Annotated in this window: 22 protein-coding genes and 1 pseudogene; 9 read left to right on the top strand and 14 right to left on the bottom strand. The window is 71.4% G+C overall.

Annotated features, from left to right (window positions below):
• The first annotated feature begins 60 nt into the window (after positions 1-60).
• Both ACH54P_RS39130 and ACH54P_RS39125 read left to right on the top strand, forming a co-directional pair.
• The gene (locus ACH54P_RS39130) at positions 61-756 is read left to right on the top strand and encodes a response regulator transcription factor (RefSeq protein WP_489908314.1); all 696 of its coding nucleotides are present in this window, start codon (positions 61-63) and stop codon (positions 754-756) included.
• Entirely contained in the window at positions 746-2,650 is a 1,905-nt protein-coding gene (locus ACH54P_RS39125; RefSeq protein WP_489908313.1) for a sensor histidine kinase, read from the top strand. The genes ACH54P_RS39130 and ACH54P_RS39125 overlap by 11 nt, the downstream gene beginning before the upstream one ends.
• 1,773 nt (positions 2,651-4,423) lie before the next feature.
• On the opposite strand, the gene ACH54P_RS39120 is transcribed toward ACH54P_RS39125, so the two are convergent.
• The 9 genes from ACH54P_RS39120 to ACH54P_RS39080 form a co-directional block, all read right to left on the bottom strand.
• Entirely contained in the window at positions 4,424-5,251 is an 828-nt protein-coding gene (locus ACH54P_RS39120) for a carbohydrate ABC transporter permease (RefSeq protein ID WP_489908312.1), read from the bottom strand.
• On the bottom strand, positions 5,241-6,125 hold the full coding sequence (locus ACH54P_RS39115) for a carbohydrate ABC transporter permease (protein WP_489908311.1): 885 nt from the start codon (positions 6,123-6,125) through the stop codon (positions 5,241-5,243). The genes ACH54P_RS39120 and ACH54P_RS39115 overlap by 11 nt, the downstream gene beginning before the upstream one ends.
• Entirely contained in the window at positions 6,122-7,414 is a 1,293-nt protein-coding gene (locus ACH54P_RS39110; RefSeq protein WP_489908310.1) for an ABC transporter substrate-binding protein, read from the bottom strand. Before ACH54P_RS39110 ends, ACH54P_RS39115 begins: the two co-directional genes overlap by 4 nt.
• A 74-nt stretch (positions 7,415-7,488) precedes the next feature.
• The gene (locus tag ACH54P_RS39105) at positions 7,489-8,544 is read right to left on the bottom strand and encodes a LacI family DNA-binding transcriptional regulator (protein WP_489908309.1); all 1,056 of its coding nucleotides are present in this window, start codon (positions 8,542-8,544) and stop codon (positions 7,489-7,491) included.
• Between the two features lie 150 nt (positions 8,545-8,694).
• Positions 8,695-10,311 (bottom strand): FAD-dependent oxidoreductase, encoded by a 1,617-nt coding sequence (locus ACH54P_RS39100; RefSeq protein WP_489908308.1) that lies wholly within the window; start codon positions 10,309-10,311, stop codon positions 8,695-8,697.
• Between the two features lie 239 nt (positions 10,312-10,550).
• The gene (locus ACH54P_RS39095) at positions 10,551-11,702 is read right to left on the bottom strand and encodes a 4-hydroxybenzoate 3-monooxygenase (RefSeq protein ID WP_489908307.1); all 1,152 of its coding nucleotides are present in this window, start codon (positions 11,700-11,702) and stop codon (positions 10,551-10,553) included.
• 70 nt (positions 11,703-11,772) lie between these two features.
• Positions 11,773-12,525, bottom strand: a complete 753-nt coding sequence (locus ACH54P_RS39090) for an IclR family transcriptional regulator (protein WP_489916897.1) — start codon at positions 12,523-12,525, stop codon at positions 11,773-11,775.
• Positions 12,526-12,574: 49 nt separating this feature from the next.
• Positions 12,575-14,344, bottom strand: a complete 1,770-nt coding sequence (locus ACH54P_RS39085) for a chitinase (protein WP_489908306.1) — start codon at positions 14,342-14,344, stop codon at positions 12,575-12,577.
• A 423-nt stretch (positions 14,345-14,767) separates the two neighbouring features.
• Entirely contained in the window at positions 14,768-15,322 is a 555-nt protein-coding gene (locus tag ACH54P_RS39080) for an AAA family ATPase (protein ID WP_489908305.1), read from the bottom strand.
• A 316-nt stretch (positions 15,323-15,638) separates the two neighbouring features.
• Between ACH54P_RS39080 and ACH54P_RS39075 the strand changes: the two genes are divergently transcribed.
• Entirely contained in the window at positions 15,639-16,061 is a 423-nt protein-coding gene (locus ACH54P_RS39075) for a hypothetical protein (RefSeq protein WP_489908304.1), read from the top strand.
• Here the strand turns inward: ACH54P_RS39075 and ACH54P_RS39070 are convergent.
• The 3 genes from ACH54P_RS39070 to ACH54P_RS39060 all read right to left on the bottom strand — a co-directional run bounded on the left by ACH54P_RS39070 (position 16,039) and on the right by ACH54P_RS39060 (position 19,211).
• Positions 16,039-17,763 carry a serine/threonine-protein kinase gene (locus ACH54P_RS39070; RefSeq protein ID WP_489908303.1) on the bottom strand — a complete coding sequence of 575 codons (1,725 nt, stop codon included), beginning with the start codon at positions 17,761-17,763 and terminating at the stop codon, positions 16,039-16,041. The two genes, ACH54P_RS39075 and ACH54P_RS39070, sit on opposite strands and share 23 nt — an antisense overlap.
• Positions 17,760-18,554 (bottom strand): hypothetical protein, encoded by a 795-nt coding sequence (locus tag ACH54P_RS39065; protein WP_489908302.1) that lies wholly within the window; start codon positions 18,552-18,554, stop codon positions 17,760-17,762. The genes ACH54P_RS39070 and ACH54P_RS39065 overlap by 4 nt, the downstream gene beginning before the upstream one ends.
• A gap of 228 nt (positions 18,555-18,782) precedes the next feature.
• Positions 18,783-19,211, bottom strand: a complete 429-nt coding sequence (locus ACH54P_RS39060) for a hypothetical protein (RefSeq protein WP_489908301.1) — start codon at positions 19,209-19,211, stop codon at positions 18,783-18,785.
• Here ACH54P_RS39060 and ACH54P_RS39055 point away from each other — a divergent pair.
• The 6 genes and pseudogenes from ACH54P_RS39055 to ACH54P_RS39030 form a co-directional block, all read left to right on the top strand.
• Complete coding sequence (locus ACH54P_RS39055; RefSeq protein ID WP_489908300.1) at positions 19,192-19,512, top strand: hypothetical protein; 321 nt, start codon at positions 19,192-19,194, stop codon at positions 19,510-19,512. The two genes, ACH54P_RS39060 and ACH54P_RS39055, sit on opposite strands and share 20 nt — an antisense overlap.
• Before the next feature lie 77 nt (positions 19,513-19,589).
• Positions 19,590-20,366: an ArsR/SmtB family transcription factor gene (locus tag ACH54P_RS39050; RefSeq protein WP_489916895.1), complete on the top strand. Its 777-nt coding sequence runs from the start codon at positions 19,590-19,592 to the stop codon at positions 20,364-20,366.
• Between the two features lie 197 nt (positions 20,367-20,563).
• Positions 20,564-21,733 (top strand): EfeM/EfeO family lipoprotein, encoded by a 1,170-nt coding sequence (locus tag ACH54P_RS39045; RefSeq protein WP_489908299.1) that lies wholly within the window; start codon positions 20,564-20,566, stop codon positions 21,731-21,733.
• Positions 21,730-22,929: a Dyp-type peroxidase gene (locus ACH54P_RS39040; RefSeq protein WP_489908298.1), complete on the top strand. Its 1,200-nt coding sequence runs from the start codon at positions 21,730-21,732 to the stop codon at positions 22,927-22,929. Before ACH54P_RS39045 ends, ACH54P_RS39040 begins: the two co-directional genes overlap by 4 nt.
• A 30-nt stretch (positions 22,930-22,959) precedes the next feature.
• Entirely contained in the window at positions 22,960-23,907 is a 948-nt protein-coding gene (locus ACH54P_RS39035; RefSeq protein ID WP_489908297.1) for an alkaline phosphatase family protein, read from the top strand.
• Positions 23,908-23,971: 64 nt separating this feature from the next.
• Positions 23,972-24,583 (top strand): annotated as a pseudogene (locus ACH54P_RS39030) (phospholipase C); the annotation flags it as partial.
• A gap of 59 nt (positions 24,584-24,642) precedes the next feature.
• Here the strand turns inward: ACH54P_RS39030 and ACH54P_RS39025 are convergent.
• Together ACH54P_RS39025 and ACH54P_RS39020 are read right to left on the bottom strand one after the other, a co-directional pair.
• Positions 24,643-25,059 (bottom strand): ATP-binding protein, encoded by a 417-nt coding sequence (locus ACH54P_RS39025; protein WP_489908296.1) that lies wholly within the window; start codon positions 25,057-25,059, stop codon positions 24,643-24,645.
• An 11-nt stretch (positions 25,060-25,070) separates the two neighbouring features.
• Complete coding sequence (locus ACH54P_RS39020; protein ID WP_489908295.1) at positions 25,071-25,427, bottom strand: STAS domain-containing protein; 357 nt, start codon at positions 25,425-25,427, stop codon at positions 25,071-25,073.
• Between the last annotated feature and the right edge of the window lies 1 nt (position 25,428).

Raw genomic sequence — 25,428 nt, 5'->3', positions numbered from 1 at the left:
GGTGTGAAGATCCGGTCAGGATGGGGTGGGAACCGTGTCAGGGCGCCTACTGTCGACGCCGTGTGCGCACGTGTACTGGTCGCCGAGGACGACGAGAAGCAGGCCGAGGTCCTCCGGCTCTACCTCGAAAGCGAAGGCCACACGGTGGTGCTGGCCCCGGACGGCCGGGCGGCGCTCGACGAGGCCCGCCGCGACCGGCCCGACCTGCTCGTGCTGGACGTGATGATGCCGAAGGTCGACGGCCTCGACGTCTGCCGGATCCTGCGCGGCGAGTCCGACGTCGCGGTGCTGATGCTGACCGCCCGCGCCACCGAGGACGACCTGCTGCTCGGCCTCGACCTCGGCGCGGACGACTACCTGACCAAGCCGTACAGCCCCCGCGAGCTGATGGCACGGGTCCGCACGCTGCTGCGGCGGACCGCCTCCCGGCGCGAGCCGCCCGACACGGCGTTGCGCGCGGGCGGGCTGCGGCTCGACCCGGTGCGGCACGAGGTGTCGGTCGACGGCCGGCCGGTGGAGACGACCCCGGGCGAGTTCCAGCTGCTGGAGACGCTGATCCGGCAGCCGGGCCGGGTGTTCACCCGCCGGCAGCTGCTGGAGCTCACGCGCGGCGACGACCGGTTCGTCAGCACCCGCATCATCGACGTCCACGTGCTCAACCTGCGCAAGAAGCTCGAGCCGGACCCGCAGCACCCCGTCTACCTGCGGACCGTGTTCGGCGTCGGGTACAAGCTGACGGCGGAAAATGACACCTAGCTTCCCCCGGCGGCGCAGTCTCGTCGTCCGGCTCACCGCCGTCTCGCTGCTCATCGCGCTCGGCTCGATCGCCGCGACCGCGTGGCTCGCCGTGCAGACCACGACCCGCGCGATCCAGCAGGAGCAGGGCCAGGCGCTCTCCGGCGACGCGACGATCTACACCGAGCTGCTCGGCTACGCCGCGGTCAACCACACCTGGGACCAGGTCGGCCCCCGGCTGCGGGCCCTGTCGGAGCAGACCGGGCGGCGGATCGTGCTGACCACCCTCGACCGCCGCGTCCTCGGCGACTCCGGCGGCGAGCCGGTGACCCTGCCGGTGAAGGCGACGGCGTCGGTCGATCCGCTGCACGTCGACCCGGTGCTGCTGCCCGAAGCCGGCACCAGCGGCATCGACCCGCGCGCGGCGGGCCCGTTCCTGCTGCCGCCGCGGGAGCGCGACGACGTCACCGCGCTGGCCAGGAAGGCGTCCGCCTGCCTCACCGATGTGGGCTTCCCGAGCCAGGTGCGGGACACGGCGAGCGGACGGCCGCAGCTGACCGGGCTCGACCCGCTGGCCGCCCGCTACTTCGCGGCCAAGTGCGGGCTCTACGAACTGGCCACGCCGACGCCGACCGAGCAGGCCGCGCTCGACGCCCTCAACGAGGTCGTGAACCGCTGCCTGGAGACGCAGGGCGCGGGCCAGGTGAAACTGGGCCTCGACTTCCAGGCGCTCGCCGTCGCCGACCAGGGCCCCAGCCAGGGCTGCATCGCCTCGGCCCGCCGCGAGCAGCTCACGCCGTACGTCGCGCCGCCCGCGCTGCTGTTCACCCTCGGCCCGGGCGGGTCGCAGCTGCCGACGTTCACGCTGTCGCGGGAGAACCTGACCCGGATCCTCGCGGTGACCGGCGGCGTGCTGGTGCTGGCCGCCCTGCTCACCGTGCTGGTCGCGCGGCGGCTCTCCCGTCCGCTGCGCGCCCTGACCGAGGCGGCGAAGCAGGACCGCCCGGCGCCGGTGAAGACCCGCGACGAGGTCGGTTACCTCGCCGCCGCGTTCAACGACCTCACCGCGCGGCGGGAGCGCATCGAGGAGCAGCGCAAGGCGATGGTCAGCGACATCGCCCACGAGCTGCGCAACCCGCTCAACGTCATCCGCGGCCGGCTGGAGGCCGCCGAGGACGGGCACCTGCCGTTCGACCGGGCCCTGAGCGCGTCCCTGCTCGAGGAAACCGTGCTGCTGCAGCACATCGTCGACGACCTGCAGGACCTCGCGGCGGCCGACGCCGGGCAGCTGCGCCTGCACCCGGAGGTCCTCGACGCGGCCGAGCTGGCCGGCCACGTCGCCACCGCGCACGCCGACCGGGCCGCCGCGGCCGGCGTCACGCTCAGCGTCGAGGCCCTCGGCGAAACGGGGTTGACCGCCGACCCGGTGCGCCTGCGCCAGGTCGTCGGCAACCTCGTGACGAACGCGGTCCGGCACACCCCGCCCGGTGGCCGGGTGACGATCCACGTGTCGTCCACTGTGGACGAGGTGACGCTGGCCGTGGCGGACACCGGCACCGGGATCGCCGCCGCGGACCTGCCCCACGTGTTCGACCGGTTCTGGCGGGCCGAGAAGTCCCGCAGCCGTCAGACCGGCGGCAGCGGGCTCGGTCTCGCCATCGTGCGCCACCTCGTGCAGGCCCACGGCGGCACGGTGACCGTCGAGTCCGCGGTGGACGCCGGCTCGACGTTCACCGTCCGGCTACCGAAGGCGGATCGTCGTGGTGAGGGTGCCGGGGTGCGGCACCCGCAGGACGTGCAGCCGCCGGGCGCCGTCGCGCAGGAAGGTGACGGCGGTGGCGGTCACTTCGGCGGCGAGGGCGGTACCCCAGCCGATCGTGATCGTCGTGCCGCCGCGGCGGATCGTCAGCCCTGACGCGGTCGCCGTGGCATCGGCGCCGTGCGTCACCGGGGTGCCGTCGGTGAACCGCACGTCGTCGCCCGGGTGCAGGACCAGCGGGACCTGCTCGGTGAGCGGGGTCGTGCCCCGGACCGCCCGCGTGACGGTGTCCCGCGTGATGGTCAGGTCCGTCCGGATCCGCGTGTCGAGGCCGTACCGCACGACAACCGGCGCGGAGCCGGGCAGCTTCCGGCTGCCGTCCCACGGGCGGTCGCCGATCGAGAAGGCCGCGTCGAGGGTGCCGCGGGCGTCCGGGTTGCCGCTGGGCAGCAGGCTGGCCCAGCACTGGGTGTCGTCCTGCTGCGAGTGCACGACCATGCCGGCCCGCGGGTGCCACAGCATGCCCTGCGCGCCCCGGACGTAGCTCGACGGCCGCGTGCCCCAGAACCCGGCGAGGTAGAGCTGCGGGCGCCGCACGTAGACGTACGTCTGGTTCAGCCCGTCGTCCCGGCGCTGCACGGCGAAGTCGGTCGAGCGCAGGTACGGCAGCTGCCGGAGCGAAGCCTGCTTCTCGCCGTGCGACGGGAACGCCTCGCCGTAGGAAACGTGGGCCAGGATGCGCGGGGACGTGTCCTGTTTGGCCGGCCCGATCGCCGGGCCCGGGGTGGCCGCCCACTGCCGTCGCGTTTCGGCGCGGTCTTCGCGGGTGGTGAAGAACGCCGCCAGCTCCGGGACTTCCGGGACGAACAGCGAGCCGAGGTTGGTCCGGTCCGGGTCCGGGATCACGTCGTCGTAGTACGACACGTGCGTGCGGCTCGACGTCGCGACGTAGGTCAGCGAGCCCGAGCCGTCCGGTTCCCGCACCACGTTGTAACCGAACCACTCCGCGAACTTCCGGGCCATGCCGACAACCGTGCGGTCGCGGGTGAGCGCGTAGATCTCGGCGAGCTCCGGGAGCATCACCTCGAAGTTGTAGTTGACGTCCATGCCGGTCGGCTCGTAGAAGAACCCGGCCGGGCTCTGGCCGTGCGCGGCGAGGAACTCGATCCGGTCGCGCAGTTTCCCGCCCAGCGCCGCGTCCGGGGTCAGTTCCAGCGCCAGCTGCGCCGACGAAAGCCCGGACGCGTTCTGGTTGGCGTACTCGACCGGGTGCGCCCAGATCGGGTTGGCCGGGTCGAGGAACCACGTCATGCCCTGCCGCAGGGAGGCTTCGAGCTCGGTCCGGCGGGCGGGCAGCGCGCCGACCTGCCGCAGGTTGGCGAGGGTCTTCGCCAGGTAGCCCAGGCCGAACCCGGTGGCGGCCTTGGACTCCTCGGTGATCGAGTACTCCGGGAACGAGCCGTCGGCGTGCTGCAGGTTCAGGTAGTGCGCGATCGCCGCTTCGAGGCGGTTGCCCAGGGCGGGGTCCAGGTAGTACGGGTTCCACGGCCGCCGGTTCGCGTAGAACCAGCTCAGGGTGTAGACGTGCTCCTGGACGCGGGCGTTGTACGGCTCGCTCGGCGTCCGCCACCAACCGCCGCCGAAGAACCCGAGCGTGGCGGGATCGGTGCTGACATCGTTGACAATGCCCGGCAAAACGGCGAGGTAGGGCGCGAAGCGCTGCTCCAACGGTGAGAAGAGCCGCCGGTTCGGGGCGCCGGCCGGGAGCGGGGCGAGCGGCGGGAACGGTCCCGCCGGCGGCGGCACGGCGGCCGACGCCGTCCCCGGCGGCGGCACGGCAGCCGCTGCCGTCCCCGCTCCCGCGATCCCCAGCACTGCGGCGGCGGTGGCCCCGCCGAGGAAGGTTCTGCGATCGATCACGACTGCCTCCTAGCCTTTGAGGCCGCTCTGGGCGAGCCCTTCGACGAACTGGCGCTGCGCGATGACGAACACGACCAGCACCGGCACGACCGTCGTGGTCGCGGCGGCGAGCTGGACGTTCCAGAGGTGGCCGCCGTAGACGTCGACGTACTGCGTCAGCGCCACCGGCAGCGTGAACATGCTCTTGTCGGTCAGGTAGACCAGGGGTTCCAGGAAGAAGTTCCACGTGTTGAGGAAGGTGAAGATGGCGACCGCCGCCAGTGCGGGTTTCGCGATCGGCAGGGCCACGCGCCGGTAGAGCCCGAACCGCGAGAGGCCGTCGAGCCGGCCCGCCTCCTCCAGCTCACCGGGGATCGTGATGAAGAACTGCCGCATCACGAAGGTCGCCAGCACGCTCGGCGCGCCGAAGATCGGGACGACGATCAGCGGCCAGTGCGTGTTGGTCAGCCCGAGGTCGTCGACCACCCGGAACAGCGGGATGATCGTGACCTCGCTCGGCACCATCAGCCCGACGAGGATCAGCCCGAAGAACTTCTCGCCGCGGAACCGGATGCGGGCGAAGGCGTACCCGGCGAGCGAGGAGGAGAACATCGTGCCGACGGTGACGAGCACCGCGATGTAGAGGCTGTTGAAGTACTGCTCCGCCAGCGGGAAGTCGGTGAACGCCGTCCGGTAGTTCTCCCACTGGGGCTGGTCCGGGAACAGCTTCGGCGGGTACGCGAGCACCTCGTTGGCCGGCAGCAGCGACGCCGTGATCATCCACCAGGTCGGGAACACGAACGGCACGGCCAGCACGACCATCACCGCGTAGCAGGCGATCTTCGCCCTACGACTCATGGAACACCCACCGCTTCCGCATCCGCCACTGCAGCAGCGTGAGCACGAGGATGACGAGGAACAGCACGACGGCCAGCGCGGCGCCGTAGCCGAGGTCGTGGTTGGCGAAGGCCTGCTGGTAGAAGTAGAACACCAGCACGTTGGTGCTGTCGGCGGGGCCGCCGAGGGTCAGCACCTGGATCTGGGCGAACACCTGCAGGGCGCCGGCGACCGTGATGATCGCGGTGAGCAGCGTCGTCGGGCTGATCATCGGCAGGATCACCGAGCGGAACCGCCGCCAGGGTCCGGCGCCGTCCAGCTGGGACGCTTCCACAATGGACTGCGGAATGCCCTGGAGCGCGGCCAGGAACAGCACCATGTTGAGCCCGACGTTCTTCAGCACCTGCACGACGATCACCGACAGCATCGCCGTGCCGTTGCCGCGCAGCCAGTTCGGGCCGTCGACGCCGACGGTCTGCAGCAGCGCGTTGATCCCGCCGTTGTCCTGCAGGAGGAAGTTCCACACGATCGTCCAGGCAACGAGCGTGATCACCACCGGCGAGAAGAAGACCGTGCGGAACACGGTGGTGCCGCGCAGCTTGAGGTTGAGCAGCAACGCCAGTGACAGGGCCAAAGCCAGGTTCAGCACGACCAGGCCGACGCAGAAGATCGCCGTCGCCCGCGCGACCTTCGGCGCGACCGGGTCGTCCAGGAGCTTCGCGTAGTTGTCCGCGCCCGCGAACGACGACGTCCCGGCCAGCAGGTTGACGTCCTGGAAGCTGTACCACACCACCGCGGCCAGTGGCGCGGCCACCAAGGCGAGGAAGCCCAGCGCCTGCGGGGCGATGAAGAGCCACCCCGCCAGCTCTTCGCGCTTCCTCGACGTCCACGTCATGGGTTCAGCGCGGGGTCGATGGCCTGGCAGACCCCGGCGAGGGCGGCGGGCACGTTCGCGTCCGGCTTCCACATGGGGTCCAAAGCGGACTGGACGAGCGACGCGATCCGCGCGCTGCCGGTGTGCGACGGCAGGACGGCGCCGGTCTTGATGCCGTTCACCACGACGTTCTGCAGCTGCTCCTGGCTGAACAGCGGGTTCGCCTTGGCCAGGGTGGCCGCGTTGAGCAGGCTGTCGCGGGCCGGCGGGAAGTACTGACCGAGCTTCGCCGCGTTGGCCGGGTTGGTGAAGAACGCCAGGAAGTCCGAGGCGGCCTTGGCGTGCTTGCCCTTCACCGGGACGCCGATCCCGGCCTGCCCGATGACCTGGGCGTTCGCCTTCGGCCCGGCGGGCAGCGGGACGATGCCCCATTCGAACGGCTTCGCCTTGAGCAGCCCGGCGCGGCTGATCTGCGCGATGGTCAGGCCGCTTTCCCCGGCGAAGAAGTCGGCCGTCGTGCCCGGGCCGGGCAGTGCCTTGTCGGTGAAGATCGCCTGGTGCAGGAACGTCATCGCAGACGTCATCTCCGGCGAGGTGAAGCCGCACGTCTTGCCGTCCGGGCCCCACGCGTCGGCGCCGAAGCCGCGCCAGACCGAGGCGAGCAGCACCCACTGCTTGTACTCGAACTCGCGGATGACCAGGCCGGCCTTGCCGGTGTCGCGCGCGGCGACCTGGGCGGCGATCTGCTTGGCGGCGTCCCAGGTCCAGCGTCCGCTCGCGAGCAGCTGATCCGGCGTCTCCGTGATCCCGGCCTGGGTGAGCAGGTTCTTGTTGTAGAACATGCCGAACGGCGAGGTCGAGAACGGGTAGGCGTACAGGCCGTCACCCTTGGTCCACAGCTTCGTCGCGGACGGGACCAGTTCCCCGGCGTTGTAACCGGCGGCGGCGTCCAGGGTGGGCTTGAGGTTCGCCAGCGCGCCGGACTGCACGAAGTCCGGGGCGTCGCGTTCGAGGATCCACGCCAGGTCGGGCGGGTTGCCGCCGGACAGCTGGGTGGTCAACGCGGCCGAATAGGCGCTGGTGTCCCCCGGGACGACGTCGAACTTGACCGACGCGACCTCGGGGTGGGCCTTGCGGTACTCGGCGGCGATGGAGTCGAAGAGGGCGAGCTGGTTCTTGTCCGTCGTCCAGACCGTCATGCGCAGGGCGATGTTCGTGTCGTCGCCGGCGTCGCCGGAGCACGCCGTCGAAGCCAGTGCGACGGCGGACAATGCCGCGGCGGCGAGCAGCCGGGCTCTCTGGTAGGCCACAGTGCCTCCTGGTTATTCGAATTAGCAGCGACCGTAAGCGCCGGTCGGCAGGCTGTCAACCGGCGGTTCGCCGGTCAGCGGGAGTACTTTGTGGAGGGTCCCGCCGTGGTGGCGCCCTCGTGGATCTTGCACGGCAGCAGCAGCTGCCGGGGTTTCGGGTTCGCGAGCAGTCCGATGAGGACGCGCACCGCGTGCACGCCCATTTCGTGGCGCGGGATGCGGAACATCGACCAGTCCGTTGCCGTGCTCGGCACCGCGTGGACGTGCGGCTGCTGCGACGGGTCGGCGTCGCCCAGCACGACGATCGAAAGGTCCTCGGGCACCCCGAGACCGACGTCCCGCGCGCACGCCAGGATGCCGTCGGCCATCGCCGAGCTTTCGACGAGCAACGCCGTGACGCCCTCGTCGCGCACCTGCCGCAGGGCGAGCGCCGGATCCTCCTCGAGGAAGACCAGCGGCGTCCGGCGGTGCTTGCGCGCCGCCGCCTCGTACCCGGCGCGGCGGTCGAGGGTCGGCTCGTTCTCCTCGGTCACGCTGAGGAGCCCGATCCGGCGGTGCCCGAGGTGCCACAGCCGCTCGTGGACCTCACGGGTGGCCGCGACGTAGTCGGCGCCGACGTAGCTGATCGGCCCGGTCGGCGACTCGCGGCGGCCGACGAACACGAACGGGAACTGCTCCTCGACGAGCTGCGCGAGCTCCTGCGGGTCGTTGTGCCGGCCGAGCAGGATCGAGCCGTCGGCGATGCGGAGCCGGTTCGTGCCGTGGTCGTAGATGCGGCGGCGCCCGTCGCGGCGGCCGCCGCTGGTGAACAGCAGGAGGTCGAAGCCCTGCGCCTCGGCCTCCTCCTCGATGCCGAGCAGGAACGGCCGGTAGAAGTCGGCCACGCCGGAGGGGAACACCGACTCGTAGGTGAACACGCCGAGGATCTGGTTGGACTTGCCGCGCAGCCGGCGGCCCATGATGTCCACGGTGTACCCGGTTTCGCGAAGCACCTGCTGCACGCGTTCGCGGGTCTCGGGGGTGATGCGGAGGCTGTCGGAGCCGTTCAGGACCATGGACACGACGGCCTGCGAGACGCCGGCCAGGCGTGCCACCTGGGCCTGCGTGACCCGGCCCGAACCCGCCGTCATCCGTGACTCCCTCCCGTGCGGTTCGCCTGGACTCTACCGGCGGCACGGTCGGCACTGCGCCGATCGTCGCTGATCCGGCCACAGTCACGGCCGAACGGCTTTCGCGATAACGGTTGCGGACCGCCCGGGGGCGGCCTGCTTTGGGCCGCATCAGTAACCCCGCACTTCCGGCCACCGGCGTTCCACCCCGGCGGCGTCCAGCACGCGCGCGAAGTCCTCGAAGTGCCGCGGGTCTTCCCGCACGGCCCGCGGCTCGACGCCCTCGCGCACGGCGAACGCGGCGAGCAGCCCGGCGACTTCGCCGATGTTCCACTCCACCGGGTGCAGCCGGAAGCAGCCGTTCGTGATGTGCGTGGTGCCGATGTTCTTGCCCGCGGGCAGGAGGTTCCCGGTGCGGACCGGCAGCAGCGTCCCCAGCGGGATCTCGTACGGCACGCTGGCGACGTCGATGTAGTTGTCGCCCGCCGTCGACGGGTGCAGGTCGATCCGGTAGCTCCCGACGCCGACGGCGTCCTCGCGGCGGACCCGGCCGTCGACGCCGAGGATCTCGGCCGAGACGTCGTGTTCGGTGACGGTCGTGACCGCTTTGATGCGCCGCGCTTCGCGGACGTACGCGGACTTCGCGAGGCCGTCCTTTGTGTCGGTGACGTCCGGGCGGAGCCTGAGGCCGGGGAAGCCGGTGCCGCCGTCCGCGCGCGGGGCTTCGGTCTGCAGCCAGTAGAGGACGGACAGGCTGAGCTGCTTGGCCTCGTGGTGGGCCGTGGCGACGTCCGCCTCGGTGGTGTGGCCGGGAATGGTCAGTGCGGGTTTGAGCCAGTAGTCGTTGAGCGGCCAGTTGACGAGGGTGACGTCGGAGTCGAAGGCGCCGTCGGTGTGCAGGTGGCGGGCGAGGATGCGGCGGAAGGTCCACAGTTCCTTGTCGCCGGCGTCGGCGCTCTGGTCGGCACTGACGGCCAGGGGGTCGCCGGGCGGGTTCGGCACGAAGGTGCGTTTCACCGGATCCAGCGTCCGCGGGTCGGGGGCGACGAAGCCGAGCAGCGGGCCCGGCCAGAAGTCCGGCTGGTAGTCGCGCCAGAAGGCGTACATCTCCGGCCGGTCGATGACGTGGTTCTCGCCTTCGTGGTGGGAAACCGCGAAGCAATACGTAATACCTTGGAGGTTGGCCGGGTCGGCCTCGTCGGGGGCGTGCGGTTCGTCGTGGTCGCTGCGGGCTTCGGCGCCGGTGACGTGCTCGGTCCCGGTGAGCGGCAGGAGGTCGCCGTTCTCGGTGGCGTCGAGGACGTACCGGGCCTTGACGATGATGCGTTCTTCGCCTTCGAGGACCACGGCGTCGACGCGGTCCCCGGTGGTGTGCGCCCCGACCGGGCGGTGGTGGCGGAGGACGTGGATCCGCCCGGCGCTGACGTGCGGCGCGAGCAGGGCCTCGATGACGGCCAGGGCCACGCGCGGTTCGTGGCAGAGCTTGCTGACCTTTCCCGCCCCCGGGTTGAGTTCGGCGCGCTTCGCGGCTTCGGCGCGCAACGGGTAGTGGCGGCGGTAGTGGTCGCGGATGCCCGCGCGCAGCTCCCGGTAGGTGCGGGTGGACCCGAACTTCTCGATCCAGGGATTCTCGTCCGGCGGCACGGCCTGCGCGGTGAGCTGCCCGCCGAGCCAGCCGGTCTCCTCGGTGAGCACGACCCGCCGGCCGTGGGAGGCCGCGGCCAGCGCGGCGGCGACCCCGCCGAGACCCCCGCCGACCACCAGAATCTCCGTGTCCAGTTCCCTCATGAAGCCATCCCACCGGTTGATAATTCGAATTACTACGGGGGTATGGTGCGACCCGGGAGCCACGGACGTCAAGGGTCAGAACCGGACAGGCCGTGCGCCGAGAGGCATCACGCGTGTCTGGGCGGGCATCACGTGTGTTTGAGCGGGCATCAGCGTGATGCCCCCGCAATCACGCGTGATGCCCCTCCAAACACAGGTGATGCCCGGCTGATTACACGTGATGCCCGGTTCGGCACGGGCTACAGGGGCAGGCCTGCGTAGTTTTCGGCCAGTTCGGTCTTCGCCGCCGTCGAGGTCACCGTGCGGCGGAGCTGGGAGAGCTGGAGCTGGGCGTCGAAGTCGTCGCCGTGGCGGTGCAGCATCGACGTCATCCACCACGAGAAGTGGGTGCACCGCCAGACCCGCCGCAACGCCGTCTCCGAGTACGCGTCCACCAGCTCGTCGTCCCCGCGGAACGACGCCGTCAACGCGGTCGCCAGCAGCGCGACGTCGGCGACCGCCAGGTTCAGCCCCTTGGCCCCGGTCGGCGGCACGATGTGCGCGGCATCCCCGGCCAGGTAGAGGTTCCCGTGCCGCATCGGTGTCGTGACGAAGCTCCGCATCGGCAGGACGCTCTTCTCGGTGATCGTCCCGGTCCGCAACGTCCACCCGGAAACCCCGAGCCGCGCGGACAGCGCGGTCCAGATCCGGTCGTCGCTCCACTGCGCGATGTCCTCGTCCGGCGCCACCTGCAGGTAGAACCGGCTCACCCGCGGCGACCGCATGCTGTGCATCGCGAAGCCGTCGGGGTGCCAGGCGTAGATCAGCTCGTCCGTCGACGGCGCGACGTCGGCCAGCACCCCCAGCCACGCGAAGGGGTACGTCCGCTCCCAGACCTGCGGCGCGGGGATCGACGACCGGCTCGGCCCGTGGAAGCCGTCGCAGCCGACGACGACGTCGGCGTCGACCCGCCGCGCGGCACCGTCGGCGTCCACAAAGGTCACGTACGGCCGGTCGGTCACGTCGTGCAGCGCGACGTCGGACGCCGAGTAGTACGCCGGGCGGCCGGCCTTTTCCCGCGCCGCCATCAGGTCCTTGGTGACCTCGGTCTGCCCGTAGACCGTCACTGACCGGCCGATGAGGTCGGCGAAGTCCACGTGGTGCCGGTTTTCCGGCCACTGCAGGTGGATCCCGCGGTGCTCCATGCCCTCGACGTCGAGCCGGCCGCCGACCCCCACCTGGCGCAGCAGCTCGACCGTGCCCGCCTCGAGGATGCCCGCGCGGATGCGGGCCTGGACGTACTCCGCGGTCTGCCGTTCGAGCAGCACCGAGTCGATGCCTTCGAGACCGAGCAGGTGGGACAGCAGCAGCCCGGCCGGGCCGGCGCCGACGATGACGACCTGGGTGCGCACGGGGACGTCCTTTCACGCGGAGAACCCGAGCATGGAACGGCCGCCGCCCCGCCCACTACGGCTTTCTCATTCAGTGAGAGAGATTCCCCATCGCCCGCGAGATGCCCCGCGCCGCGGCCTGCAACGCCGGGATCTGCATCCGCGCGTTCCGGTCGTTGGGCACGATCACCGACAGCGCCGCGACGACGTCACCGCCCGGCCCCCGCAGCGGAACGGCGATCCCGGTGGTCTCCTCGTCGATGAAGCCCGCGCAGAACGCGTAGCCGGTGCGCCGGACGTCGGCGAGGGACCGCCGCAGCCTCGCCGGATCGGTCAGCTTGGTGCGGCGGAAGGCGCCCAGCGGGCCGGCCAGCACCTGTTCCTGCAGGTCCGCGGGAGCGTGAGCGAGCAGCACGAGCCCGGACGACGACGCGTGCAGCGGCAGCCGGCCGGCCACGCGCGTCACGTTGACGACCGCGCCGGGCGCCGAGAGCCGCTCGACGAACAGCACCTCGCGGTCCTCCAGCACCGCGAGCTGGGTGTGGTGCCCGACGACGGCGTGCAGGTCCTCCATGAACGGCATCGCCGCTTCGCGCAGCCCGAGCGTCGGCGAAGCACGGGACGCCAGCTCCCAGAGCCGGACGCCCACCCGGATCCGCCGGTCGGGGTCGCGGCGCAGCCAGCCGTGCCCGATGAGCTCGTCGACCAGCCGGGACGCGGTCGCGACGTGCAGGTCCGCCCGCCGCGCGATGTCCGTGACGCGCAGCGCCGGCGTGTCCGGCCCGAACGTCTCGAAGATGCGGACGACGCGCGAGAGCACGGACTCGCCGTGCTCGGGTTTCACCACGTCGAGCAGTGTGCCCCACCGTTCGCGGCGGGGCACACTCCCGACGTCACGGCAGCGAGTTCAGGAACGGCTCGTGGCTGTTCTGGAACTCCCAGTGGTAGTACTTGTCCCAGTTGATCGACCACGTCATCAGGCCCCGGAGACCGGGCGAGGTGCCGCCGCGCAGCGTGTACGAGCCGCAGCCACTGCCCTTGACCAGGCAGTTCACCGCCGTCTGGACGTCGGCGGGCGAGGTGTAGCCGTTGCCGGCGCTGACCGCGGCGGGCAGGCCGATGGCGATCTGGTCGGGGCGCAGGCCGGGGAAGAACTGGCCGGTGTTCGCCACGCTGAAGCCGGCTTTGAGCATGTCGGTCATCGCGATGTGGAACTCGGCGCCGCCCATGTTGTGGTACTGGTTGTCGAGCCCCATGACCGGGCCGGAGTTGTAGTCCTGGACGTGCAGCACGGTCAGCGAGTCCCGCAGCGCGTGGATCACCGGCAGGTAGGCGCCGGTGCGCGCGTCGCCACCGCCCGCGCCGCCGTAGAACTGGTAGCCGACCTGCACGAAGAACGTCTCCGGCGCCATCGTCAGCACGAAGCCGGAGCCGTACTTGGCCTTGAGCGTCTTCAGCGCGGAGATCAGGTTGACGATCACCGGCGTGGTCGGGTTGCGGAAGTCGGTGTCGCCGGCGTTGAGGGAGAGGGAGTGGCCCTCGAAGTCGACGTCGAGCCCGTTGAGGCCGTACTTGTCGATGATCGCCGAGACGGAGCTGACGAACTTGTCGCGGGCCGCGGTGGTGGTCAGCTGGACCTGGCCGTTCTGGCCGCCGATCGAGATCAGCACCTTCTTGCCCTGCGCCTGCTTGGCCTTGATGGCGGCCGTGAAGTCGGCGTCGCTCTCGACGTTCGGGCATTCGCTCGCGGGGCACCGGTTGAACCGGATGTCGCCGGAGGTGACCGACGTCGGCTCGCCGAAGGCCAGGTCGATGATGTCCCAGGCCGCCGGGACGTCGGCCATCCGGACGTAGCCGGAGCCGTTGGCGAAGCTGGCGTGCAGGTAGCCGACGAGGGCGTGCTTGGGCAGGCCGGTGTCGACGCAGCCGGTGGTGGTCGCGCTGGTGGCCGCGGTTTTCGCCGACTCGCCGGCGCTGTTGTAGGCGGCCACCGAGTAGCTGTGGGTTTCGCAGGCCTTCAGGCCGGTGATGGTGGCGGCCGTCCCGCTGACGGTCGCGACGGCGGTGTTGCCTTCGTAGACGCGGTACCCGGTGACGGTGCCGGCGCTCGCGCCCCAGCTCAGGGCGATGGAGGAGCTCGTGACGGCGGTGACCTGCGGGGTCGCCGGAGCGCCGGGCGTGCCGGGGGTGGTGCCACCGGGACCGTCGAGGACGACGTCGTCGGCGTAGTAGGTGCCCGCGCCGTACCAGCCGTGGAGGTAGAGCTGGGCGGAGGTCTGGTTGCCGGTGGTGAAGGTGAGCTGCAGCTGGTTGTAGGCGCTTCCGTTGCCGGACCACGTCGAGGGGCCGCCGGTGATGCCGAGGTAGACGGGATTGCCGCGCACCCAGGCGGAGACGGTGTAGGTGGTGTTGGGCTGAACGGAGACGGTCTGGGCGCACTGGGCGTAGTCGGCGCCGACGGGAGTGCCGGCGAGGGCGTAGCCACCGCCGTGCACGGGGGTGCTGACGGCGGTCGCGTTGGCACAGGACCAGCCGGAGAGCGACCCGGCTTCGAAGCCGGGGTTGACGAGGAGATTGGCCGCTTCGGCTGGGGTACCGGCCAGAAGACCGGAGAGCGCCAGCAGGACGGCGGCGAGGATTGCGGACGGTCTGGAACGCCTCATCGGGTCCTCCAGTCAGGGGAGGATTTTATTGTCTAGACCAATATGTAAAATGTCCAGACCAAAGCTTCGCCCGCGGTGCCGGTTCAACGCGCCCGACGCCGGTTCGGATGCCTCACGGGCCACACGACCGGCCGGGCATGAGCGCCCCGCCGGCGGTTTGGCGGCGAGCAACCGCACCCGGGCCGCCAGCAACCCGGCGACTTCACCCGCCCGGCAACAACCTGGCGACCCGGCAACCACACCCGCCCGGCAGCGACTTGGCGACCCGGCAACCACACGCGCCCGCCCACAACCCGGCGACCCGGCAACCACTCCCGCCCGCCAGCAACCTGGCGCCCCCGACCCCCGCGCCCGTCAGCCACGTGCCGCCCGGCAATCACACCCGCCGGCCCACACCCACCGGCGGCCAGGCAACCGCCGCCGTCAGCAGCCTGTCAGCAGCTTTGTGACCAGCCGGGTCCGGCCCGCTCGTGCCCGGTCGATCACCTGGACACTCCGCCACCCCGGCGGGACCTGCTCCGCCAGCAGCTCCTCCCGCCACCTCCCCGCCCGCCGGACGTGGCGGGCGAACGAGCGCGGCCGCACCAGGCGGCCGCGCTCTCGCTGGCCCTCCAGGGCCTGCTCGGCCGTCACGTCCAGGAACAACAGGCGGACCGGGCGGCTCGTCAGCGCGCCCACCAACGCCAGCAGCGCCCGGGTCGAAGCGCGGGTCGACGGCTCGTGCACCACCAGCGGACCGTCGACCGCCAACGCCCTTCGCACGATCCGGAGCCGGTGCCAGGCGTGGACCACCGGGCGGTAACACCCGTACGGCACCGCGGGCACCGCCGCGCTCAGCCGCTCGCGGACCTGGTCGGAGTCCAGCACCGGGAGGCCCGTCGCGGCGTGGCGGAGCATGGTCGTCTTGCCCGCCCCCGGCAGCCCCGCCACCACGAGCAGGTCGCGCGGGCCGAGCTCGATGACAGTCTGCTCGCTCATGCCCTGCCAACGTCCCGCCGAAGGTAATGGTTCCTTTACTTTCACGGACACCGTCACGCTCCGTGCGGTGACCGCCGGGGCCGGACGAAGAACCGAAGCGGCCACCCGTGCGGGGAAAGCCACCCGGCAGGGGAACCGGTTCTCACGACGCGTGTCCGGCGTCACCCGGTCGCCTGAAAACCCATGCGTGGCAGGGCATTCGACGTCCCGGCCCCGGGCCGGAACCGCTTCGGGTGAAGATCGTGCGCACCCCTTCCCGGCGTCCGGAAAATCCCTATCTTCGGGGAAGGGACGCACGAGAACAGGGGAAACCGACATGACCCAGTCGCTGGAACTCCCGGTCCAGGAATTCTGTCTCGATTGGACGCTCGCGGGCGACGAAGGCGGCCGCGTCGGGATCAGCCTCTCCGGGCAGGTGGCCCTGCTCGACAACAACCGGTTCTACAAGATCGACGGCGTCGTCTACGTCACCGAGGGTGACGCCGACATCCGCGCGGTCGGCAACCCCCGGATCTCCGTGCGGCGCAACGGCGTCGAGAAGAGCGGGCGCCAGTGGGGCTGGGAAATGTGCTCGGCCCGCAAGAGCCTCGGCGCGCTGAACACGATGGAGGGCTACTTCGTCCGCACCGGGTACTGGGCGCCCGCCGACCGCGCCATCCAGCTGAGCCTGTGCGCCGAACACGGGTGGAGCCGGCGCAAGAGCTACAGCCCGCACGTCACCGTCCGGATGGTCGACTGACCGCTGTGGACGCCCGGCGGCGCGCCGCCGCGACGACCAGCCCGGCCGCGACCGCGCCCGCCACCGCGCACCCGGCGCCGAACCCCGGCGACGGCTCGTGCACGCGCAGCACGGAAACGCACAGCCACACCGCGGCACCGAACAACACGCCCAGCACCGGCCCGCCGACCGCCGAGCCCCGCCACCGGTGGCCGTTGCGGATCGTCCGCAGCCCGGATTCGAGGTAGGCGAGGGCGAACAACGCGAGGATGAGGCTCCCCGCCCCCATGGCGCTCGCCAGCGGGTGCTGGCTGGTGAGCAGCGTGAACGTCTGCGTGGCCGGCCCGGTCCGCACGGTCGCCGTGACCGCGCCGCCGACGATCCACCGGGCGATCCCCGGGAGGGTGAGCTGTGCGGTGAAGCCGTTTCCGTCGGCCTTCGCTTCGGTCGCCGCCGAGCCGAGCGGGATCCCGGCCGCCGACAGGTCGATCGCGACCCGGCCGGGGTTGCCGGGGCCGCTCAGCGTGAGCGGTTTGCTGAGGTCCACCTCGACCGGCGCCGACACGGGCTTCCCGCCGAGGTCCAGCGTCGGTGACGGCTCGTGCGGCAACCGCTCCGGGGTCAGCAGGGCGAGCACGACCAGCACGACCGCGGCGGCCGCCGCGGCCAGCCGCAACCACAGCACGGCGGCCCGGGAAGCACCGGCAGGTTCGGAAGCCGGCTCCAGCGAGCCACTCGTCGCGGCCAGCGTGGGGTCGGGCCCCGACGGGCGCGGGACCGGGCGCGTCCGCGCGTCGACCGGCGGTGACGGCGCGGTCGCCGAGTTGAGCCCGGCGATCACCCGGGGCGTCAGGTGCAGCACCGGCACGCCGGAGCGCTCGAGCCAGCCGGAGCCGTAGACGGCGGTGGCGGCCCCGGCCAGGTCGGCCGCGAAGGACTCGGCCTCGCGGTAGCGCGAGCCGAGCTCGCGCGCGAGGCTGCGCATGATCACCCCGGCGATCGGCATCGGCACGCCCGAGATCGGCTTCGGATCGGTGAACATGTGCTGGCGCATCATGCTGATCGCGCCGCGGGTGTTGTCGAACGGCAGCTGCCCGGACAGCAGCTCGTAGAGCACCGTGCCGGCCGCGTAGACGTCGGCCGCCGGGCTGAGCGCGTTGCCCATCGCCTGCTCCGGCGCGATGTAGGCCGGGGTGCCGAGGATCTCGCCGCCGTGCGTGACGAGCGTGGCGCCCTCGCTGATCACCCGCGCGATGCCGAAGTCGGCCACCTTCATCACGCCCTGCGTGCTGAACAGCAGGTTCCGCGGCTTGACGTCGAGGTGGAGCACACCGGCCCGGTGCGCCGCGTGCAGCCCGGCGAGCATCGCCAGGCCGATCGCGCACGCCTGCTCGCCGGTGACGCCGCCGCCGTGGAACCGGCTGTGCACGGTGCCGCCGTCGAGCCGTTCCATCACCAGCAGGTGCTCGCGGCCGGTGCGGACGTAGTCGTACACCGGCACGATGTGCGGGTGGTCCAGGCTGGCGAGCACCCGCGCCTCGCGGTCGAACAGCTCGCTGCTCGCGGTGTGGTCGAGCACGTCCCAGGGCAGCTGCTTGATCGCGACGCTGCGGCCCAGCGTCCGGTGCGTCCCGGCGAACACGACGCCCATGCCGCCTTCGCCGATCTCGGCCCCGATGTCGTACTGCGGCAGGGCGGCGACCAGCTCGGCCGGTGCGCTCATCGGGTGAATTCCTGCGTCGACGGGACCGGCAGCCGGACGGTGGAGCCGTCTTCGGCGGGCGCGGCGGCCGGCGGCGCCGGGTGCGGGGTCAGGTAGCCGAGCAGGAACGCGATCGCCGCGGCGCCGAGCACCACCGGGATCTCGATCGCCGGCTCCGGCGGCACCAGCCGCAGCACCGACAGGCTGATCACCGCGACCAGGCCGGTGCCGAACCCGGCGGGCAGGAACCGCAGGCCGCGGCGCCAGCGGTTGGGCGCCAGCCGGTGCCGGGCCAGCGCGAGCAGCGCCGTGAGCCAGGCGAGCACCGTGAGCACGAGCATCGCCAGGCCGAAGACGCCGTAGACCGACCAGAAGGAGCCGCGGACGTCGGCGACGGTCGCCGCCTCGCCGAGCGTGGCGCGCTGGGCGTCGAGCAGCTCGACCGACGACGGCAGCAGCCCGGTGGCCTGGCCGGCCAGGTCGCCGAGGTCGAGCACGAACGTCCGGGTGACCGTGCCCCGGGCCGGCACCTCGAACGGCGCCGTCGTGTCGTAGGCGAAGAACGTCAGCGCGAGGGCGACGCCGGACAGCCGCACGCTGCGGACCTTCACCGGCGCGGCACCGGTGTTGGTGGCCACGACCCGCAGCTCGATCTGCTGGGCCGGGTCGACCGGGACCGTGGCGTCCGCGATCGGCGTGCCGCCGATCGACGCCTGCACGCCGAGTGAAGCAGACTCCGCCGAGGCCGGCGGGGCGCCGAACAGCACCGCGCACAAACCCAACGCAACCCCCGCCGCGATGACACGTCCCATTGGGCATCCCCTACTTGCGTTATCCGACTGGTCCGGAATGCTACAGCGAGCACACACCGGGGAGGACGTCCCAATGCGATTCGTGGTTCGGCTGTTTTTCGGCGCCGCGGCCGGAACGTTGCTTCTGCTCGCCTTCGCGGGCAACGCCAACGCACAATACACATCGTCGGTTGGTTTGAAACCGTCGAGCGGGGCGGCCGGGAGTCCGTTCACCATTTCCTGGAATTTCTACCCCTGCAAAGGACCGGTCACCTTTTCCTGGAACGGCACCCCGATGTGGTCGGCCGAAACGACCCTCCAGAACACCAGCGGCACGGTCGCGGCCAAGGTGCCGGCCGGCGCCCAGCCCGGCACGTACCCGGTCACCGGCACGTGCACCAACGCCCGGACCGGCGGGCCGCTCAGCGCGGGCAGCCGGTTCACGGTGACCGGCACGCCGTCCACCACGCCGCCGCCGGTGACGACCACCCCGCCCCCGCCCGTGACCACGCGGCCGACGCGGCCCGGCACCACGACGACCCCGCCCGCCACGACAACCACCCCGCCGGCCGCTTCCACCACCCCGCCGACGTCCACCACACCGGCCACGCCGGGCACGCCCACGACGTCGACGACCGAGCCGAAGCCCGGCGAACTGGTGCTCGACCGGCCGAACATCAAGCCCGGCGAGACGCTGTCGGCGTCCGGCAAGGGCTGCCGGCCGGGCCGGATGGTGACGCTCACGTCCGACGGCGCCGAGGTCGGCACCGCCTTCACCGACAGCTCCGGCGCGTTCACCGCACCGGTCGAGTTCACCCGCATCGAGGCCGGCCCGCACACCGTCGTCGCCGAGTGCGGGGTGCGGCTGACCGGCGCGGTAGACCAGGTCGTGACGCGGTCGTCCGGCGGGCAGACCGGCACGCTGGTCGTCCTCGTGTTCTTCGTCCTCGCCGGCATCACGGTCATCCGCTTCCGCTGACCCCCGGTTGACATGCAGCCGTTCGGCTGCCTATCGTGAACATGCAGCCGAACGGCTGCATGTTGCGGGAAGGCGCGATGGACGAGGTCTTCAAGGCGCTGGCCGACCCCAGCCGCCGTCAGCTGCTGGACGTGCTCAACGAGCGCAACGGCCAGACCCTGCGCGAGCTGTGCGCGGGACTGGCCATGGCCCGCCAGTCGGTGAGCAAGCACCTGGCCGTGCTCGAGGCCGCCGGGCTGGTCACGACAACCTGGCGCGGCCGGGAGAAGCTGCACTACCTCGACGCCGCGCCGATCAACGCCATCGCCGAGCGCTGGATGACCCGCTACGACCGGCGGCGGGCCGGCGCGCTGGCCGACCTGAAACGAGCACTGGAGTCCGCACCGATGAACGAATTCGCCTACACCACCTACATCAACACGACACCCGGGAAACTCTGGCAAGCGCTTACCGATCCGGCCTTCACCCGGCAGTACTGGGGCGTGTCCTTCGAAACGGACTGGAAAAAGGGATCGCCGATGGTCTGGGCCGAAAACGGCGCGAAAACGAGCGACCCCGAACAGGTCGTCCTCGAATCGGAACCGTACCGCCGGCTCTCCTACACCTGGCACACCTTCACGGCCGATTGGGCGAAAGGATCCGGCGTCGACGAAGAAACCCTCGCGAAACTGCGGGCCGAAAGCCGCACCAAAGTCACCTTCACCTTGGAACCGCACGGTGAACTGGTGAAGCTGACGGTGCTGCACGACGGGTTCGACCCCGGCAGCACGGTGCTGGCGATGTGCAGCCAGGGCTGGCCCGCGCTGCTGTCCAGCCTGAAGACGCTCCTGGAGACCGGCGCTCCCCTGCCATGACCCGACCAATCGGTCGAACCGCTTGAACACGACAGATCTGGCACACGGAAAAGTCGGAATCCTCCCCCTTTCGGGAGCGCCCGGCTGAAGTCCGGGTGAATTCCCTTCTCCCGACGGCATCCGATGCGGTTTTTCGCGCGCTAGGCTCGCATAATCCGTGATCGGTGATAGTCCGATCGAGTGACGGGAGAGTGTGCGTGCCGGGGTCAGTACGTGCTCGCTGGATCGTCGCGGTGGCCGTCCTCGCCGTCGTGGCGGGAGCCGTCGTGGTGTTCCGGCCGGACAGCGCCGGCGCCCAGGACCCCGAGATCGCGGTGTCGCGCTCGGCGTGCGGCACCGGCTGGGCGGACCCGAAGCCGGGGCCGCAGACGTTCCGCCTGCACAACACCGGCTCGGTGACCGCCGAGGTCGACCTGATCGACCCGGCGACCGGCGTGATCTACGGCGAGGTCGAGGGCCTCGGCTCGGGCACCACCCGGCCGCTGCAGGTCAACCTGGGCAACGGCAGCTACGCGTTCCGCTGCCTGCCCGAGGACGCGGGCGCGATCGTCGGGCCGGCCGTGCAGGTGAGCGGGGGCGCCGAACGGACCGGGCCGGGCGTCGCGCCGGTGACGCACGACAACCTGCTCGGCCCGCTCAAGGCGTACCAGCAGCACGTCACGACCGGGCTCGGCGAGCTGGTCGCGAACACCGGCGCGCTCAGGAACGCCGTCCACGGCGGCGACCGGGCGGCGAGCGAGGCGGCGTGGCTGACCGCGCACCTCACCTACGAACGGCTGGGCGCCGCCTACGACGCGTTCGGCGACTCCGACGGCGCCCTCAACGGCACGGCCGACGGGCTGCCCGGCGGCTCGTCCGACGCGGGCTTCACCGGCTTCCACCGGCTCGAACTCGGCCTGTGGCACGGCGAAGACGTGGGCGCGCTCGCCGGGGTCGCCGACCGGCTGGACACCGACGCCCACGCGCTGCAGACGTCCTTCGGCGACAGCCAGGTCGACGGCAACGACCTCGGGCTGCGCGCGCACGAGATCATGGAGAACACGCTGCAGTTCGAACTGACGGGCCGCACCGACTACGGCAGCGGCACCAACCTGGCCACGGCCCGCGCCAACCTCGACGGCACCCGCGCGGTGCTGGACGTCCTCCGCCCGCTGCTGGCGCCGCGCTACCCGGACCTGTCCAAGGTGGACTCCTGGATCGCGCGCACACAGTCCACACTGGACGCCGCGCGCCGGCCCGACGGCAGCTGGGCACCGCTGGCGCAGCTGACCCCGCCGCAGCGGCGGAAGCTGAACGCGGACGTGAGCGAACTGACCGAGCTGCTGGCGCCGATCGCCGCGATCGCCGAGCCGAGGAGGGTCTCGTGACCGGCCTCCCCCGCCGTTCCTTCCTGCGCCGGGCCGCGCTGGGCGCGGGCCTGACCGTGGCCGCCGGCGCCGGGCTCGGCGCGTCCTCCGCCGCCACCGACAGCACGTCGCCCGTGCCGTTCCACGGGCGGAACCAGGCCGCCGTCCTGCGGCTTCCGCCGACGCAGACCATCGTCGCGTCCTTCGACGTCGTCGCCGGCTCGAAGGCCGAACTCACCGACCTGTTCCGCGCCATCACCGACCGGGCGCGGTTCCTCACCGCCGGCGGCGCACCCGCCGCCCTCGGGATCACCGCGCCGCCCGCCGACTCGGGCGTGCTCGGGCCCGTCGTGCCCGGCGGCGATCTGGGCGTGATCCTCGGCGTCGGCTCGTCGCTGTTCGACGAGCGGTACGGCCTGGCGAAGCTCAAGCCCGCCAAGCTGAAGCCGATGACGACGTTCCCGAACGACGCCCTGGACCCCGCGCAGTGCCACGGCGACCTGAGCCTGGTCCTTTCGGCGAACGCCACCGACACGGTGCTGCACGCCCTGCGCGACATCGCCCGCGCGACCCGCGGCGGCATGCAGCTGCGCTGGAAGCTCAACGGCTTCAGCTCCCCGCCGCGCCCGGCAGGCACCCCGCGGAACCTGATGGGTTTCAAGGACGGCACCGCCAACCCGACCGGCTCCGAAGTGGACAGTCTCGTGTGGACGACCGGTGCCGGCGAGCCCGCGTGGACCGCGGGCGGCAGCTACCAGGTCGTCCGGCTGATCCGGATGCTGGTGGAGTTCTGGGACCGCGTCTCCCTGGCGGAGCAGGAGAACATGTTCGGCCGCCGCCGCGACACCGGCGCCCCGCTCGACGGCACCGAGGAGACCGACGTCCCCCGCTACGCCGACAACCCGATCGGCACGGTCATCCCGCTGACCAGCCACATCCGGAAGGCGAACCCGCGCACTCCGGAGACCGACGCCAGCCGGATCCTGCGCCGCGCGGTGAACTACGACCGCGGCATCGACAGCAACGGCAACCTGGACATGGGCCTGCTGTTCGTCTGCTACCAGCAGGACCTGGAGCGCCAGTTCGAGGCGGTCCAGACGCGGCTGGCCGACGAACCCCTGACCGACTACATCTCCCCGTTCGGCGGCGGCTACTTCTTCGCGCTGCCGGGCGTCACCGGCCCGGACGACCACTTCGGGCGCTCCCTGCTCGCCTGAGCGCACTCCCCACCACGAAAGGAAACCACTGTGAACAAGAGACCCCGTCGGCGACGACGCGGCCTGCTCGGGGCCGGGGCGCTCGCCTCGGTGGCCGTGCTGGCCGTCGCCACCGGCTCCGCGGCGAGCACCGCGGACGCCCAGCCGCTGCACCCGTTCCCGGCGCAGTGGATCCCGACGGCGACGCCGATCAAGCACGTCGTGGTCATCTTCGGCGAGAACATCTCGTTCGACCACTACTTCGGCACCTACCCGAAGGCGGCCAACACCGACGGCACGCCGTTCACCGCCGCGCACAACACCCCGAAGGTCAACGGCCTCGACCACAAGCTGCTGACCGACAACCCCAACGCCTACAACCCGAAGCGGCTCACGCCCCAGCAGGCGATGACCTGCGACCAGAACCACAACTACGGCGCGGAGCAGGCCGCGTTCGACGGCGGCAAGATGGACAAGTTCGTCGAGAAGACCGAGACGGACAAGTGCACCGGCCAGCCGATCCTGTTCGGCGAGCCCGGCCTGGTGATGGACTACTACGACGGCAACACCGTCACGGGCATGTGGAACTACGCCCAGCACTACGCGATGAGCGACAACTCGTTCAACACGGTGTTCGGCCCGTCGACCCCCGGCGCGCTGAACCTGATCTCGGGCCAGACCCACGGCGGCCAGGCTGTCACGTCGCTGACGCACGAGCCGACCACCGACTCGTACGTGGTGGCCTCGCCGGACGCGAACGGCGTCGGCACGGTGATCAACGACCCCGACCCGGCGTGGGACGACTGCTCGGACAAGAACCACACGAGCACGGACAACCTGGCGGCCCTGAACGGCCGCAACGTCGGTGACCTGCTCAACCAGCGCAACGTGACCTGGGGCTGGTTCCAGGGCGGCTTCCGCCCGACGGGCTCAGCCAACGGGCTCGCGGTCTGCGGCCGGACGCACACGAACGTGGGCGGCAACGCGGTCGTCGACTGACAGCCCGCACCACGAGCCGTTCCAGTACTACCGGTCGACGGCGAACCCGAAGCACCTCGCGCCGTCGTCGGTGCAGGCGATCGGCCAGACCGACCGCGCGAACCACCAGTACGACATCACGGACTTCGACGCCGCGCTGCAGGCCGGCTCGATGCCCGCGGTGAGCTTCCTGAAGGCGCCGGAGTACCAGGACGGCCACGCGGGTTACTCGGACCCGCTGGACGAGCAGCAGTTCGTGGTCAGCGAGATCAACAAGATCCAGCAGTCCCCGGACTGGAAGTCGACGGCGATCGTCCTGGCGTACGACGACTCGGACGGCTGGTACGACCACGCACCCTCGCCGATCGTCAACGGCTCCCACGACGCTTCGCAGGACCAGTCGATCTGCACGGCGAAGCCGACGTCGCTGGGCGGGTACGCGGACCGCTGCGGTTACGGACCGCGGCTGCCACTGCTGGTGGTTTCGCCGTACAGCAAGGTCAACCACGTCGACCACACGCTGACGGACCAGACGTCGGTGCTGAAGTTCATCGAGGACAACTGGTTCGCCGGCCGCATCGGCGACTCCTCGTTCGACGCCAGGGCCGGGTCGTTGACCGGCATGTTCAACTTCTGGTGGCCGCAGGCGAAACGGGTCACGCTGGACCCGAAGACCGGGGCAGTGGTCCGGAACTAGCGGTTCGAGGGCCCCGAGGTGGCGTCGGATCCGACGCCACCTCGGGGCCTTTCACCGTTTCAGGGCCGGACCGGGGTCAGGTCCCAGGCCAACGTCACCACGGTCCCCTCTTCGCCGGACGAGATGTCGGCCCGGTCGGCGCTCGCCCGCAGCAGCAGCAAACCCCGCCCCCGCAGGGACACCGGGCGGGGGTCGAGGACCGGCGTCCGCCACTTGCCGTGGTCGGTGATCACGACCTCGATCCGGTCCGGGTGCACCGCCGCGTCGAGGTCGACCACGCCCCGGCCCGAACCGCCGTACGCGTGGTCGGCCACGTTCGCCAGCGCCTCGTAGCTCGCCAGCACGATGTCGCCGGCCCGGACCTCGTCGACGCCGGCGGAGCGGACCCACGCCGTCAGGTCGTGGCGGAGGCGGCGCAGGGCGTCCGGCGCCGCGGGGACGTCGTGGCGGCGGAACGGGCCGGTGGATTCCTGCATCGGGGCCCGCCTCACTTGAGCGCTTCGGCGACCGTCGGGTGGATGCCGATCCACGTGTCGAGCCCGGTGGTCTTCAGCGGCCCCGACGTCACCGGGGAATCGCTCACGACCCGCAGCGCGTGCTCGGCCAGCCGCCGGTGGGCCGCCGCGAGCACCTGCAGGCCCGCCGAACAGAAGAACGTCACCTCGCGCAGGTCCACCACCAGCGTCTCCGGCCCGTCGGCCAGCACCGCGCCGACGACGTCCTCGAACTCCGGCGCGCTCAGCAGGTCGATCTCCCCCGCCACGCACAGCACCGCGGCCCGGCCCCGCCAGTCCAGCGTCACCGCCAGCTCGGCAGCGGGAAGGTCCCGTGATGAAGGGGTCACG

It is taken from the genome of Amycolatopsis sp. N2S4-7, assembly GCF_058119595.1.
Note: the sequence above shows the minus strand (reverse complement) of the source record. Positions and strands in the feature narration are given on the sequence as shown.